Source organism: Gemmatimonadaceae bacterium (assembly GCA_035633115.1).
Classification (GTDB): Bacteria; Gemmatimonadota; Gemmatimonadetes; order Gemmatimonadales; family Gemmatimonadaceae; genus UBA4720.
The window spans coordinates 310068-324563 of the sequence record DASQFN010000047.1 but is presented as its reverse complement, the minus strand read 5'-3'; the positions used below and the strand labels follow the sequence as shown (position 1 = coordinate 324563).

The window sequence follows — 14496 nt, the reverse complement described above, 5'->3', positions numbered from 1 at the left end:
CGATGTGCGGAATCTTTGGTATTTACGCCCACCCCAAAGCCGCTGAGATAACGCATCTCGGGCTTTATTCATTGCAGCACCGCGGACAGGAATCGGCGGGCATCGTTGCGCTGGACAGACTCACCGGCGCGCGCGCGTCGAAGACGATGGGCCTTGTCTCGGAAGGATTCGAGGCGATGGATGTCGCGCGTCTCGCGGGCGACCTGGCGATCGGCCACACACGCTACAGCACGGCAGGCTCGTCGACAATCGAGAATGCACAGCCGGTTCTTGCGCGCGTGCGCGATGGATACGTCGCTCTCGCGCACAACGGCAATCTGACCAACGCCACGGAGCTGAAACACGATCTCGTTGAAACCGGGGCGATTTTTACGTCGACGATGGACTCCGAGGTGCTTGTCCATCGGATCGCGCGCTCTTCGGCGGGCAAGCCCGAAGAGCGTCTTGCCGACGCGCTATGCGATGTCGAAGGAGCCTACTCGCTGGTAGTGATGATCGGTGAGACCCTGCTCGCAACGCGCGATCCGCGAGGCTGGCGACCGCTCGTGATGGGCAAGCTCGGTGACTCGACCGTTTTCGCATCCGAGACCTGCGCCCTGGACATTGTTGGAGCAACCGTTGTACGCGAGGTGGAGCGCGGAGAAATCGTGGCCGTCGACGCGGACGGAACAAGATCATCATTCCCGCTGCCGAAGCGGGAAAGCCGCCAGTGCGTCTTCGAGTACGTGTATTTCGCGCGACCCGACAGCAGGGTGTTTGGCGGATCGGTAGACCGCGCGCGTCGTGCTCTGGGGCGCCGACTTGCGCGCGAATGCCCTGCTCCGGGCGCAGAGCTTGTTTTCAGCGTTCCGGATTCATCCAATTCCGCCGCCCTTGGATACGCCGAGGAATCAAAGTTGCCGTTCGAGCTCGCTTTGATTCGCAATCACTACGTAGGCCGCACGTTCATTCAACCGACGCAGGCCGGCCGCGACGCCAAGGTGAAGGTGAAGTACAACGCGGTCCGCGAGGTGCTCAACGGGAAAAGCGTCGTAATGGTGGATGATTCCATTGTGCGTGGCACGACAACAAAGGGGCTCGTAGCGATGGTTCGCGCAGCGGGGGCGCGCGAGGTTCACATGCGCGTCAGCTCTCCACCCATCACGGGCCCGTGCTATTACGGAATCGACACGCCCAACCGCGACGAGCTGATCGCCGCCAATCTCGAGGTGGATGACATAGCCCGCACTCTCGAGGTGGATACGCTCGGCTACCTCTCTCTCGAAGGAATGCTCGAGTCGGTACCTAACGGCCCGAACGGATTCTGTCACGCTTGTTTCTCGGGCGACTATCCAACTCCGCCGCCGACCGACCCCGAGAAGCTTCGATTCGGCTGCGGCTGCTGACGGCATGACCCAATCTGTTTTCTTTTTCGGCAACGGCGCCGCTGAAGGCACGCGCGACATGAAGAGCGTCCTCGGAGGAAAGGGCGCCAACCTCGCCGAAATGACCAACCTCGGCGTGCCGGTTCCAGCCGGCTTCACGATTGCGTGCTCCGAGTGCATCGCGTTCCTGCGCGACGGAAAGTACTCCGATCGACTGCGCGCCCAGGTGGAGGGAAATCTGGCTCGCCTCGAAAAGGCAACTGGCCGGCGGTTCGGAGATCCGGCGAATCCATTGCTCGTCTCTGTTCGCTCCGGCGCGCCCGTCTCCATGCCGGGGATGATGGAAACAATTCTTAACCTGGGGCTGAACGATCGGACAGCAGAAGGGCTCGCCAGGCTCAGCAGCAGCGCCTGCTTCGCATACGATTCGTACCGTCGCTTCATCCAGATGTACTCCGACGTCGTCCTCGGCGTCCCGGGAAGCGACTTCGAGCATCTGCTGAAGGCCCGACGGATGACGACCGGCGCCAGCAGCGACTCCGAGCTCAGCGAAGACGCACTGCGCAACCTCGTCGAGGAATACAAGTCGCTGGTGCGCAACCGCGCGGGCGCGGCTTTTCCCACCAATCCAACGGTGCAGCTGTGGGGCGCGATCGAAGCGGTGTGGAAGTCGTGGACGCTGAAAAAGGCGCGTGACTACAGGAAAGTAAACAACATCCCCGAAGGCCTTGGGACAGCGGTCAATGTAGTGTCCATGGTATTTGGAAACCTCGGCGATGATTCCGGCACCGGTGTTGCCTTCACACGCGATCCATCCACCGGCGAGCCGAAGTTTTACGGAGAGTTTCTCGTCAACGCGCAAGGAGAGGATGTCGTCGCAGGCATTAGAACTCCGCTGGCGATCTCGGAAATGGCCGAGCGGCTGCCCGCGGCGTACACCGAGCTGCTCCAGACTCAGGACAGGCTGGAAAAACACTATGCCGAGATGCAGGACCTCGAGTTTACGGTCGAGCGCGGGAAACTCTTTCTTCTGCAGACGCGTACGGGCAAACGCACCGCTGCCGCAGCAGTGCGCATAGCCCGTGACATGGTTAGTGAGGGACTCATCGACAAGAACGAAGCGGTCAGGCGCGTTCCGGCCGGACAGCTCAACCAGCTCCTGCATCCTATCATCGACCCGTCAGTTCGCGCCGTTCCACTTTGCACCGGGCTCCCCGCGAGCCCGGGTGCGGAGAGCGGCATTGCGGTGTTCGATCCCGATAGTGCCGAGACCCGTGCGGCCGCCGGCGACCACGTGATACTCGTCCGTGACGAGACCACCCCGGAAGACTTTGCCGGAATTGTCGCCGCGCGTGCGGTACTCACAGCGCGTGGCGGAATGACGAGCCACGCAGCGGTTGTCGCGCGCGGAATGGGAAAGTGCGCCATCGTCGGCTGCAAGGAGATCGAGGTCGACCTCGAGCGTCGCAGCTTTGCGGTAAACGGCACGGAGATATCGGAAGGCGACTGGCTGACGCTGGATGGCGCAACCGGACGGGTCTTTGCCGGCCACCTCCCGACCGTTCCGAGCGAGATCGTGAGAGTGACAACAGGCGATCTGCAAAGCTCTGCCGCTCCCGTGTATCAGTCGTATGCCGAGCTGCTCGGCTGGGCGGACGAGATCAGAACGATGCGCGTCAGGGCAAACGCCGATACTCCGCGCGACGCTCGCATCGCGCGTGGGTTCGGAGCCGAGGGCATCGGATTATGCCGCACCGAGCACATGTTCTTCGAGGGGGACCGCATCACGCCGATGCGGGAGATGATCGTTGCCCGGGACGCGGCCGGCCGCCGGCGTGCACTCGCGAAGCTCCTGCCAATGCAACGCTCGGACTTCGAGGGAATCTTCGAAGCGATGAACGGATACCCGGTTACGATTCGCCTGCTCGACCCGCCATTGCACGAGTTTCTTCCGCATGGAGGCGAAGAGAGCAAGCTGCTCGCGCGCACACTCGGCCTCCGACGTGCAGACCTCGGTCGCATCGTCGAGTCGCTCCGTGAGACGAATCCGATGCTCGGGCATCGTGGCTGCCGACTTGGGATCACGTTCCCCGAGATCACCGAGATGCAGGGACGAGCGATTTTCGAAGCTGCCGTGCGTGCGGCGCGACGGGGCATCGACGTCAGGCCGGAGATCATGATCCCGCTCGTCTCGAGCGTAACCGAGTTCGACAATCAGCGCGCCATCCTCGAGGAGAGCGCGGCGCAGGTCCTCGGCGCAATGGGCGAGACAATCCACCACCTCATCGGTACGATGATCGAGCTTCCGCGGGCGGCGCTGACGGCCGACGAGATCGCCCGGTCAGCGGAGTTCTTCTCGTTCGGGACCAACGACCTCACACAGACAACCTTTGGCCTGAGCCGCGACGATGCAGGCCGTTTCCTTCCTTCGTACCTCGAACGTGGTATCTTTGCCGACGATCCGTTTCAGGTGCTCGATGCGGCCGGCGTCGGCCGCCTCATCAGGATCGCTGTCGAAGACGGACGGCGGGTGCGCCCGAAGCTGAAGATCGGAATCTGCGGCGAACACGGAGGCGAGCCTCGCTCCGTTCAGCTCTGTCACGATATGGGCTTCGACTATGTCTCCTGCTCACCATTCCGCGTGCCCGTCGCGCGCCTAGCCGCTGCTCATGCCGCCCTGGGTAAGAACTAACAATCTCGCGAGAGCGATAGACATGACGCCGGCGGCCTGGCTGCCGGTCGAGGCGCCGATGTTCGCGCGCCCTCTCAGAATCGCGCTCGTGACGGAGTACTACTATCCTCACCTCGGCGGCATCTGCGAGCACGTGCATTTCTTTGCGCGTGAAGCACGCAGGCTGGGGCACCACGTAGACATCATCACATCCAAGCTCGAAGGCACGCAGGACGAGCCGCATGTCATTCGCCTGGGCACGAGCCAGCCGGTCTACTTCAATGGCTCGCAGGCTCGTCTCACAGTCGGGCTTTCGCTGCGCAAGAAAATGCGCGAGACGTTGAGGCGCGGCAGATACGATCTCGTTCACGTGCATTCTCCGCTCAGCCCTTCGCTTCCCCTGCTGGCGATGGATGAGGCGGACTGTCCCGTGCTTGGAACTTTCCACACTTATTTCGAGCGCTCGTATCTGTACGGGATAAGTCGCCAGTATCTGCAGAACAAGCTCGACAAGCTCTCCGCGGCGATCGCGGTGTCGCATTCGACGACGGTCGCATTGAACCGCTACTTCGAAGCGAACTGGACGATCGTCCCGAACGGGATCGATCTTCACCTCTTCAATCCACATGTGCCGCCGCCGCCGGGAATCCGGCGCGACGTGCCGGTCATTCTTTTCCTCGGTCGATTCGATCCAAGGAATGGACTGACCACGCTGATTGAATCCTTCAAGAAGGTTCGGGGTCGCCACCGCGAGGCGCAGCTGGTGGTGGTCGGGGACGGTCCGCTGCGGAAACACTACTATCGCGCCGCAGGCGCCGATCCTGACATCACCTTTGTCGGCTCAGTTCTCGGCTCGAGGCCGAGCTATTACGCTCACAGCGCCATCTACGCGTGCCCGACAACGAAGGCGTCGTTTGGAATCACTCTGCTGGAATCGATGGCGTGTGAGACTCCCGTTGTATGCTCCGATATCCTGGGGTTTCGCGACGTGGTGAAGCACGAGCGTGAAGCACTCATGTTTCATTGCGGCGACCGCGACGCGCTGGCGGACAGTCTCGTTCGTCTTCTCGATGATGAGACGCTTCGCGCGCGTCTGGGAAAAGCGGGACGCCAGGTAGCTCAGCTGTACGGTTGGCCGAGCGTTACCGAAGCCGTGCTCGACGTTTATGCGGCCGTTCTTGGCCCATCGGTGACGGTATGATTCTGCAGGCAGCCGTAGGACTCTCCATGCTTGGAGGCGCGGTACACGGCGCGTTCCACCGGAACAGTTTTGTATTCGGGCCGGTGCTGGGCCATCTGCCGACGGAGGATCGAAAGGTTGCGCTCACGTTCGACGACGGCCCGAATCCTGAGGCGACCCCGTCTATCCTCGATACGCTGGCCAAGTACGGCGTGCAGGCGACGTTTTTTATTCTCGGACGGCATGCGGAGCGTTGGCCTCAGCTCGTCCATCGGGCGGTGCAGGAAGGCCATCAGGTTGGCAATCACGGCTACTTTCACCGAAAGCTGCACTTCAAGCTTCCGCATTATGTCCGGCGCGACGTGACACTCGGCAAGCGCGCGATTGAGCGAGCCAGCTCGGAGACACCGCAGTTTTTTCGGGCGCCGCACGGATTCCGAAGCCCATGGGTTTCCGCGATTGCGGGCTCATTGGGCGAGCGAACCATCGGATGGTCGCTCGGAGTGTGGGACAGCGACAGGCCAGGCGTGCAGGCGATCGCTGACCAGACAGTGGAGGGCGTGAAGCCGGGGTCGATCGTGCTGCTTCACGACGGCGACGGATACAACGCCAGCGGTGATCGCATGCAGACTGCTGGTGCGCTTCCGCAAATCATCACACGGCTGCGAGAGCGCGGCTACGAGTTCGTGACACTGCCCGTCGCATGAATCACAAGGTAGCGCGCGGTTTCCGCTGGCTTCTCACGGCGGTGATCGTTGCGTTCCTGGTCGTCTTTGCGCGAACGATCGACTGGACGGCTGCGTGGACTTCCATCCGTCAAGCGTCCATGCCGCTGCTGGTGGCCGCAGTCGTAATCAACTTCCTCTCCATGGCGGTAAAGGGGGTGCGCTGGTGGCTGTTCCTCAAGCCGGCGGGATCGCCGTCGCTGCCGCTCGCGATGCGAGCGACAATCGCCGGAGCCGGCTTGAACAACGTCCTCGTCGCGAATGGCGGTGACGCTGCGCGAGTAGTCTTCGTCTCGCGCGCAACGGGATTACCGAGCTCGACCGTTCTCGCGACGCTCGCGCTCGAGCGGCTGTTCGATCCGGTCGGCTTCGTGATCCTCCTCGTTTATGGGGTGCTTGCCTTCGAGCTTCCAAACGCGCTCGAGAAATGGCGCGTGCCGGCGGAGCTGCTGCTGGTCGGAATAACGATACTGCTGGTCTGGTTTCTCTACGGCGCTCGAAAAGCTTCGCCGGCGCAGGTTGCCGACGAGAGCGCCAAGCCGCTCGCGATGTGGGGCCGCGTACGCCGGTATCTCTCCGGGTTCGCGTCGAGCACGCGGACGCTCTCCACCGGTCCGCGATTCCTGGGTGCACTTTTTTTCTCGATGCTGTCATGGGCGGGGCAGCTCGTGACGTTCGTGCTTGCCGCCGAGGCGGCGCATGTCCCCATGCCCTATGCCGCGAGTCTCGCCGCGCTTCTCGCCGTAAACCTGGGGCTTCTGATTCGCGCGACGCCCGGGAACGTCGGCTTTTTTCAGTTCGTCTACGCGCTCACGGCGGAGCAGTTCGGCGTCCCGCGCAACGATGCGATCGCGGTGTCACTGCTGATTCAGACGTTGCAGATAATTCCGCTGACGTTGCTGGGAGTGCTACTGGCGCCGGAATTCATCTTCAAGTCGCGCGCGAAGAAAGAGGCGGAGTCGCTCACGGAGAACCGCGAGCCTGTTCTTCTAGGAGACAGCCCCAAGGAAAGCGAGAAACTCGGCGGGGCTCCGGGTGAGTCCGGCAAAAGTTCGAACGGTTCGGCCATTGGCGTCGACAATCGCGTAGAGCGGTAAAGCGACGGTGCCGAAATGACGCTCCTGAAAGGCCTGCTGCGTTTCGTATATCTCCCCTTCCGCGTCGGTGTAGAGACGGCTGAGGACAAAATTGCTCAGCGCCTTTGACACGTCGGGGCGGGCGAACATACGTGATTCCATCCACCGGCAGTTGGTGCAGGTGTAGCCGGTGAAATCGATAAGGACGAGCTTGCCCGACTCGCGTGCTTTTCTCAAAGCGGCCGAATGATCGTTGAGAATCCATTGATACCGGATCGATTCCGGGCCGCCGCCCGACGCGAGAGACGCCGATGCCGACTCGCTGATTTCTTCCGGTGGTAGAAAAGCCTCCAGCTCACCGAGTGTGCCTTCGCTCGTACCTCGCGCAATCCAGCCGGCGAACACGACACACGCGATGACGCCGAAGGAGCGCGCAAGCGAAAAACGTGTCGCTGTTCCCCACCGTGCGAACGGCCGCGCGAGATAAATCGCGCCGATCAGCATCAGCGCTGCCCAGAAGAGAACGATGGCCTCGCGCGAAATCATGCCTGTGCGCCAGACGAGGTCGGCGTTCGAGAAGAACTTGATTGCAGCGCCCAGCTCAACCAGGCCGACGACGAATCGAAGCTCGACCATCCATTTCCCCGGACGCGGAAGGTGCTGAGTCCATCCCGGTGCGGCAGCCAGCAGAAAGAACGGCGCGCTGAAGACGAGCGAAAACACGAGCATGCCGAGCAGCGGGCGAGGCCAGTCCCCTCGCGCGGCCGACACGAGCAGCGGGCCGACGAACGGCGCCGTGCACGTAAATGAAGCGAGCGTGAATGCAAAGCCCATGAGGAGCGAGGCGGATCCGCTTCCTGCGCGCGCGCGGGCGGAAGCGTCCGCGCTGCCTGCGGCTGCGTTTGCAAATGGCACTCTGAGCTCCCAGAGCCCCATGAGGTTAAACGCAAATGCGGCGAAGGAAATTCCGATCGCGATGTTCACCCACGGGTTGGCGGCGAGCCGTGCCAGGCCGGACGCTCCGATGAGCAGGGCGAGCGCGAGTCCCAGCCCCGTGAAGGTCACGACCATCCCGCCGGCGAAGAGCAGCGCGTTGCGCAGCACCCAGCCGCGTCCGCGGTGCGAGAGCTGGCTGAAGTACGCTGCCGTCACCGGAATCATCGGGAACACGCAGGGCGTGAGGAGCGAGAGCGCGCCTGTGACAGCTGCAAGCCAGAGGAAAGAGCTCATGTTCGACCTGCTACCTCGACGCGCGTCGTAAGTACCGTTGTCCGTGCCGGGAGACAGAAGCTGGCATTACACGCCTGATAGCGAACTTTGATGTCGAGCGTCTTAGTTTCTGCGCCTGAAGTCGCAGCGACGGAAACCGGAACGGCAAAAGCAGGATTCCCTTCGTAGCGCTCGGTTTCGATTCCGAACTCCTTGTCGAAGATGACTATCGGCTGCGGGCCAACAGCAGATCCATCGAGACTGAATGGCGGCGAGGGAGCGACGGAGATTGTCATTGGCGTGGGACCGCCGGGTTTCTGGGTGATCGAGTAGATGTACCAGCCGGAATCGATCGCGGCGGCGAGGCGCAACGTTGTTGCGGTTCCGGCGTGCAGCTGCGCCGTAGAATCCGACACGGTCCATTTGACGGGATTCTCCGCAGCCGCCCGTTTATCCGGCCCGCAGCCGACCGCGATCCCGCCAATCAACGCGCCGAGGGACAGTGCTGACAGTCTCATCGGCTCCAATATAGTTGTCGGCTGCGAGGTCGTGGGCGGCGGGTCTGTATGCCGAAAATCGTCTTCGTTTCGCGGCGAAGTCGTGAAAAGCGAAACGGCGCCTGCGAGGCGCCGCTCGGCTCAAATCGACATCGTACGAGTGGAGGCGCGGGGATTCGAACCCCGGTCCGAGACTGAATTCACCACAGCTTCTACGTGCGTATCCCATCGATTGAGGTCTCCAGCCGCTGGCCGATGGGCGGCCCACTGCTGAACAAGCCTTCTAAAGTTTCGCAGGGCGCCTGAAGGCGCGACGCCCGACTATCCCGAATTTGCGATACCCATGACGCCGCCTCAGGAGGGCTTCATCATGGGCAGGTGCAGCAACTCCTAAGAGTTACGCAGCCAGTGCCAGGTTATCGTTGGCAGTTGAAAATTTTCCCAGAGGTTTTACCAGGATCCGAGGACCTGGGCACGCGGCCACAGCTTCACCAACCCCGTCGAAGCCAGTCGCCCCCTAATTATTGAATATAGCGCTCCAGCACTCCCCAGTCAACAGAAATCAGGCTGAGACGTTACTTGAAGTGCTTCACGCAAGCCGCTGGGAGAGCAACAGTTACGCTGGGACCAGCTCCTCCGTCCGGCCGGCGAGATAATCGGCGAAAATCCCCTCTATCTCGCCAAAAGACTGAACAGCAAACAGCCGCTTCTTGAGCTCGGCAGCGCTCGGCAATCCCTTCACATACCAGCCCAGATGCTTTCGGAACTCGATCGCCGCGCCGCGCAAGTCGGGCTCGTAATGCTCCGCCATCCGCGCGTGCTCGATGGCGATCGCGAACCGCTCCTCGACCGGCGGCGCGGGAGGCTTTGGCTTGCCCTCGAGCAATGCACGCGTCTGATCGAAGATCCACGGCTGCCCGAACGAGCCGCGCGCAATCATCACTGCCGCGCATCCGGTCTCACGCTGAAGCCGCACAGCGTCCTCCGCCGTCTTGATGTCGCCATTCCCGATCACCGGAATGTCGAGCGCATCGACGACCGCTGCAATCTCCTCCCATCGCGCCGAACCCGAGTACATCTGCGTCCGCGTGCGAGGGTGAAGCGCAAGCGCGCGAGCTCCGGCGTCCTGGCAGCGCAATCCAATGGTCACGGGATCGCGCATCTCCTCGCTCCATCCACTGCGAATCTTTACCGTCACCGGAAGATGCGTGTGACTGATGACCGATCGTATGACCGTCTGCACCAGATCGAGATCCTTGAGACAGCCGGAGCCACCGTTGCGCTTCACGACCTTTTTCACCGGGCATCCGAAGTTGATGTCGATGAACTCTGGCTCGAACACTTCGGTGACGAGTGCGGCAGCCTCTCCCATTCCCAACGGATCGGAGCCGAAGATCTGCACTCCGATAGGGCGCTCGTCGGCAGCGAAGCGCAGCTTTGCAAGCGTCGCCTTGTTCTCGCGACGGATTGCCTCGGCGGAGAGAAACTCCGTTACCACGACATCAGCGCCAAAGCGGCGGCAGAGACGCCGGAAAGGCGACTCGGATACACCAGCCATCGGTGCGAGATAAAGCGGCAATGCAGCGTCGACAGCGAACGGGAAGCGCATGATTTCGAAGCTAACGGACCTTGGAAATGCATGCAACGTCACGGTTTGACTCTCTTATCGTTCACCGGTAACTTGCTCGATTCCGCACGCGCGGGCGTGTGCAACAGCGAACCGAGGGAGTGAATGGAGCTGCGCGAGTTTTTTTCCGAGGACGCGGTCAAGCTCGAGCTCGAGAGCACCGCGAAGGACGACATTCTCAAAGAGCTGATCTCACTGCTCAAGCTCGACGAGAAGTCCGAGGGAATGCTGTTCAAGATGCTCAAGCGCCGAGAGAACCTGGGATCGACCGGGATCGGGCGCGGCATTGCGATTCCCCACTGCCGCTCGCTGGTAGTCAGCAAGCTTCGCGTGGCGTTCGGCCGTAAGACAAACGGGGTGGACTTCAAGGCAATCGACGAAAAGCCGGTGAACTTCTTCTTTCTCATCGTCGCGCCGCCGCTCGAAGTCTCGAATCAATACCTCCCCGTCCTAGGCAAGATTGCTCAATTCAGCAAGGAGCCCGACATCCCGGACCGTCTCTTCGCTTTGTCCGAGCCCGCGCAGTTCATGGCTCTTCTAGAGGAAAAAGCTCTCTAGTTCGGTATCGCCCGCACGGCCTCGTGCACTCGTTTCCGTAAGGATCTGTGAGCTGGCCACAGAGACACAGAGGCACAGAGAAACGACAAGCGCGATCGCGGCGCGACTCGAAGACCTTTCACAATGAAGGTCTTCCTTTTTTTGGTTAACTACAACTGCGGTCGTAAATGAGGTGGCGGGTGCTGTTCCCCCATTTCCCGCAGTTCTCTGTGCCTCTGTGTCTCTGTGGCAAGCTAACAGATCCTTACTGAACCGAGGGTAAGAGGCCGGGCGCGTGATGCTCCGGTTACGTCACTCCCACTCGATGGTCGCCGGCGGCTTCGAGCTCACGTCGTAGACGACGCGGTTTATCCCCGTTACCTCGTTGCTGATCCTGTTCGAGATTCTCGCCAGTACCTCGTGCGGGAACGGATACCAGTCAGCGGTCATTCCATCGGTGCTGGTCACTGCGCGAAGGCCGAGCACATTCTCATAGGTTCTCTCGTCGCCCATCACTCCCACGCTGCGAACCGGCAGCAGCACGGCAAATGCCTGCCAGATGGTGTCGTAGAGTCCAGCTGCGCGAATCTCCTCTAGATAGATCGCATCGGCTTCGCGAAGGATGTCGAGCTTCGACTTCGACACGTCGCTCAACACTCGGATCGCCAGACCCGGCCCGGGGAACGGATGCCGGCCAACCATTTCCTCCGGGAGGCCAAGCTCTCTTCCGACGTTCCGCACTTCATCCTTGAACAGTTCGCGCAGCGGCTCGATGAGCTTGAACTTCATTCCCGGCTTGAGACCACCGACGTTGTGATGCGTCTTGATGGTCACTGAAGGCCCGCCCTTTGGTGAAGTCGATTCGATCACGTCGGGATAAAGCGTTCCCTGAACGAGGAATGCCTGCTCACCGCCAACCTCCGCGGCCGCGGACTCGAATACGTCAATGAACGTGTGACCGATAGCTGTGCGTTTCTTTTCCGGCTCCTCGATTCCGGCAAGCGCGGTCAGAAATCGTTCTTCAGCGTCGATGGTCACGAGCCGGAGCCCCAGATGCTCCCGAAAGGTGCGCTCGACCTGATCGCGTTCGTGCATCCGGAGCAGTCCGGTGTCGACGAAGATGCACGTCAGCCGATCTCCAATCGCGCGATGCACGAGCGCGGCCGCCACTGCTGAGTCAACACCGCCGGACAGTCCGCAGATCACTCCGCTCGAGCCGACGGCGGCCCGAATCTTCGCGATCTCGTCTTCGATAAACGCGCCTGCAGTCCAGCTTGGCTCGGCGTTGCACGCGCCAAACAGGAAGTTCGCGATGATCTCGCCCCCGCGAGGCGTGTGCGCCACCTCGGGATGAAACGTGACACCGAAAATCGGCTTTGTCTCGTGACGGAACGCAGCCAGCGGATTGATCTCGCTCGATGCGGTGCAGCGATATCCGGCGGGCGACGATTCGATGTGATCGCCGTGACTCATCCACGCCGAGAACTCTTCCCCCGGCTCGAATCCGGCGAACATCTCATCGGGCTCGGTGACGCGTACTTCCGCTCTACCGTACTCACGCCTACCAGCCCGCTTGACTTCCCCGCCCTCGATGTACGCGATGAGCTGCATCCCGTAGCAGATCCCCAGAATGGGAGCGATGTCGAGGAGCGCGCGATCGGCCGTGGGAACATTCTCGCCGTATACCGAGTTCGGCCCGCCGCTCAGAATTATCCCTGCCGGATTCCACGCGCGAATCCATTCCAGCGATCGCGTTGGCGGATGAATCTCCGAGTACACCCGCGCCTCTCTCACGCGGCGCGCGATCAGCTGCGTGTACTGGGAGCCGTAGTCCAGTATGAGTATCCGGCTGCTCACAAGTCGACTATGTCGACGTGCTTCGTGTCGAGATCGAGCACTGCGGCCGTGCAGCGACCAGTTAGCCACCCGCAGGCCTCACCGGGGTTGACGAGCAGCGTGTTACCGCGCGTGACAGTCTCCTGACGATGGGTCAGGCCGTGCACGACGATATCATGGCCCTCGATCGATCGCTTGTTCACTTCGCCCAGGTCGTGGACGAGAAGAATCCGGTGGCCGCTGACGTCGAAGCTGTGCGGCGATTCGTACAGCTCCGTGGCCATGCCGAGCGCCCCGTGCGCCTTGAGACCTTCATGATCTCCGTCGTTGCGCCCGAAGATTCCGAGAAGCGGGAGTCCCGCTTCGTGGAACGGATCGAGCGAAAACGGTGCACAGTAGTCGCCCGCATGCATCACGAGCGTGATCCCCCGGTCGGAGAACTGCTTGACGATCTCGCTTATCGCTGGAAGCCGATCGTGCGTGTCGGCGATGAGTCCAACGAGCATCAGGCCGGCCTCCAGTCGGGCTCGAGCCGCTCCTTCCTCACCAGATCGGGATAATCCTCGCGCTCGGTGACAGTGCCGAAGCGGCCCAGATCGACGAGCACTTCGGCGGCCCGCGGCCTCGAGTTGTAGTTCGATGCCATGGCAAATCCGTACGCGCCCGACGAGCGCACCACCATCAGGTCGCCCGGAAGGACGTCATCGACTTCTCGCTGCAGCCCGAAAAAGTCGCCGCTCTCGCAGATCGGCCCGACGACGTCGGCGGTCACCTTGCCCCCGCGCGGCGTGACCGCTTCGATCCTGTGAAACGCGTTGTAGTGCGACGGGCGAAGCAGGTCGTTCATTCCCGCGTCGATGATGATGAACTCCTTTCCTCCACTGCGCTTTCTGTAGAGAACGCGAGTGAGCAGGACTCCGGAATTGCCGACGAGAAAACGGCCGGGCTCGAGAATGAGATCGAGCCCTGTCGGCTTGACCAGCCGACGAACGGCGGCGCCAAACCCATCGACGTCAATCGGGTGCTCGGCGTCATAAGTCACTGCGAGCCCGCCTCCGATATCCAGGTAGCGAAGCTCCGTTGCGCCGGCGACCTTGATCTCCCAATGCAGTTGAAGCAGTCTGCCGAGGCCGATCTCATAAGGCTGGAACTTCGAGATCTGCGACCCTACGTGCATGTCGAGCCCGATCAGCCGCACGTTCTTCATCTCCAGCGCGCGCTTCGCGACAACCAGAGTCTCGTCGAAGGGAATGCCGAATTTCATCCCCTTCACACCGGTTCGCGTGTATGGATGCGGCGTATCGACCATCACTTCCGGATTGACGCGCAGCGCGACCGGAGCCGTGAGATTCATTTCGCCGGCGATCTTGTTCAGGAGATCGAGCTCGTCCTCGGATTCAACGTTGATCAGGAGGACGCCGACCGTCAGAGCTTCCTCCAGCTCCCGTCGGGTCTTGCCCACTCCGCTGAAGACGATGTCCTGGCCTGCGAACCCCGCTGACTGTACGCGGTAAAGCTCGCCGCCGGAAACGATGTCGACGCCCGCACCAAGCTGTTGCAGAACCCCGAGTATCGCGAGGTTGGAATTCGCCTTGACGCTGTAGTGAAGCCGATTCGGAAGTCCGTCGAGCGCCGATGCCAGGCGCTGGTACTGATGGCGAATTGCCGGCGCACTGTAGACGTAAGACGGCGTTCCTATCTGCTCGGCAATCAGCTCGAGCGAGACACCGTCGCACAACAGTGAAGCACCTGCTTCGCGTCGGAAGCCGGGGGC

Annotated in this window: 12 protein-coding genes and 1 other RNA gene; 6 read left to right on the top strand and 7 right to left on the bottom strand. The window is 61.6% G+C overall.

The features are described 5' to 3' along the window. Window positions 1–2: 2 nt before the first annotated feature. Genes purF through VES88_06005 form a run of 5 tightly spaced genes read left to right on the top strand, consistent with a single transcriptional unit; the run spans window position 3 to window position 7037 of the window. On the top strand, window positions 3–1385 hold the full coding sequence (gene purF, locus VES88_06025) for an amidophosphoribosyltransferase (protein HYN81040.1): 1383 nt from the start codon (window positions 3–5) through the stop codon (window positions 1383–1385). 4 nt (window positions 1386–1389) lie between these two features. Beyond that, window positions 1390–4056, top strand: coding sequence for a pyruvate, phosphate dikinase (gene ppdK / locus VES88_06020; GenBank protein ID HYN81039.1), 2667 nt, complete (start codon window positions 1390–1392; stop codon window positions 4054–4056). Further along, entirely contained in the window at window positions 4034–5236 is a 1203-nt protein-coding gene (locus tag VES88_06015) for a glycosyltransferase family 4 protein (protein HYN81038.1), read from the top strand. Before ppdK ends, VES88_06015 begins: the two co-directional genes overlap by 23 nt. Further along, complete coding sequence (locus VES88_06010) at window positions 5233–5922, top strand: polysaccharide deacetylase family protein (protein HYN81037.1); 690 nt, start codon at window positions 5233–5235, stop codon at window positions 5920–5922. Before VES88_06015 ends, VES88_06010 begins: the two co-directional genes overlap by 4 nt. Next, window positions 5919–7037: a lysylphosphatidylglycerol synthase transmembrane domain-containing protein gene (locus VES88_06005; protein HYN81036.1), complete on the top strand. Its 1119-nt coding sequence runs from the start codon at window positions 5919–5921 to the stop codon at window positions 7035–7037. Before VES88_06010 ends, VES88_06005 begins: the two co-directional genes overlap by 4 nt. Here VES88_06005 and VES88_06000 read toward each other — a convergent pair. The 4 genes from VES88_06000 to dusB all read right to left on the bottom strand — a co-directional run bounded on the left by VES88_06000 (window position 6930) and on the right by dusB (window position 10331). Further along, the gene (locus VES88_06000; protein ID HYN81035.1) at window positions 6930–8246 is read right to left on the bottom strand and encodes a cytochrome c biogenesis protein CcdA; all 1317 of its coding nucleotides are present in this window, start codon (window positions 8244–8246) and stop codon (window positions 6930–6932) included. The two genes, VES88_06005 and VES88_06000, sit on opposite strands and share 108 nt — an antisense overlap. Beyond that, entirely contained in the window at window positions 8243–8743 is a 501-nt protein-coding gene (locus VES88_05995; GenBank protein ID HYN81034.1) for a protein-disulfide reductase DsbD N-terminal domain-containing protein, read from the bottom strand. The genes VES88_06000 and VES88_05995 overlap by 4 nt, the downstream gene beginning before the upstream one ends. Window positions 8744–8880: 137 nt before the next feature. Beyond that, window positions 8881–9240, bottom strand: a transfer-messenger RNA (tmRNA) gene (ssrA, locus tag VES88_05990). A 98-nt stretch (window positions 9241–9338) separates the two neighbouring features. Continuing rightward, entirely contained in the window at window positions 9339–10331 is a 993-nt protein-coding gene (gene dusB, locus VES88_05985) for a tRNA dihydrouridine synthase DusB (protein ID HYN81033.1), read from the bottom strand. 123 nt (window positions 10332–10454) lie between these two features. Here dusB and VES88_05980 point away from each other — a divergent pair, with 123 nt between their 5' ends. Then, window positions 10455–10907 carry a PTS sugar transporter subunit IIA gene (locus VES88_05980; protein ID HYN81032.1) on the top strand — a complete coding sequence of 151 codons (453 nt, stop codon included), beginning with the start codon at window positions 10455–10457 and terminating at the stop codon, window positions 10905–10907. A gap of 291 nt (window positions 10908–11198) precedes the next feature. Here VES88_05980 and guaA read toward each other — a convergent pair whose 3' ends face one another. Genes guaA through lysA form a run of 3 tightly spaced genes read right to left on the bottom strand, consistent with a single transcriptional unit; the run spans window position 11199 to window position 14460 of the window. Beyond that, window positions 11199–12743, bottom strand: coding sequence for a glutamine-hydrolyzing GMP synthase (guaA, locus tag VES88_05975; GenBank protein ID HYN81031.1), 1545 nt, complete (start codon window positions 12741–12743; stop codon window positions 11199–11201). Continuing rightward, window positions 12740–13228, bottom strand: a complete 489-nt coding sequence (locus VES88_05970; protein ID HYN81030.1) for a YfcE family phosphodiesterase — start codon at window positions 13226–13228, stop codon at window positions 12740–12742. The genes guaA and VES88_05970 overlap by 4 nt, the downstream gene beginning before the upstream one ends. Then, window positions 13228–14460 (bottom strand): diaminopimelate decarboxylase, encoded by a 1233-nt coding sequence (gene lysA, locus VES88_05965; GenBank protein ID HYN81029.1) that lies wholly within the window; start codon window positions 14458–14460, stop codon window positions 13228–13230. Before lysA ends, VES88_05970 begins: the two co-directional genes overlap by 1 nt. Window positions 14461–14496 lie beyond the last annotated feature (36 nt).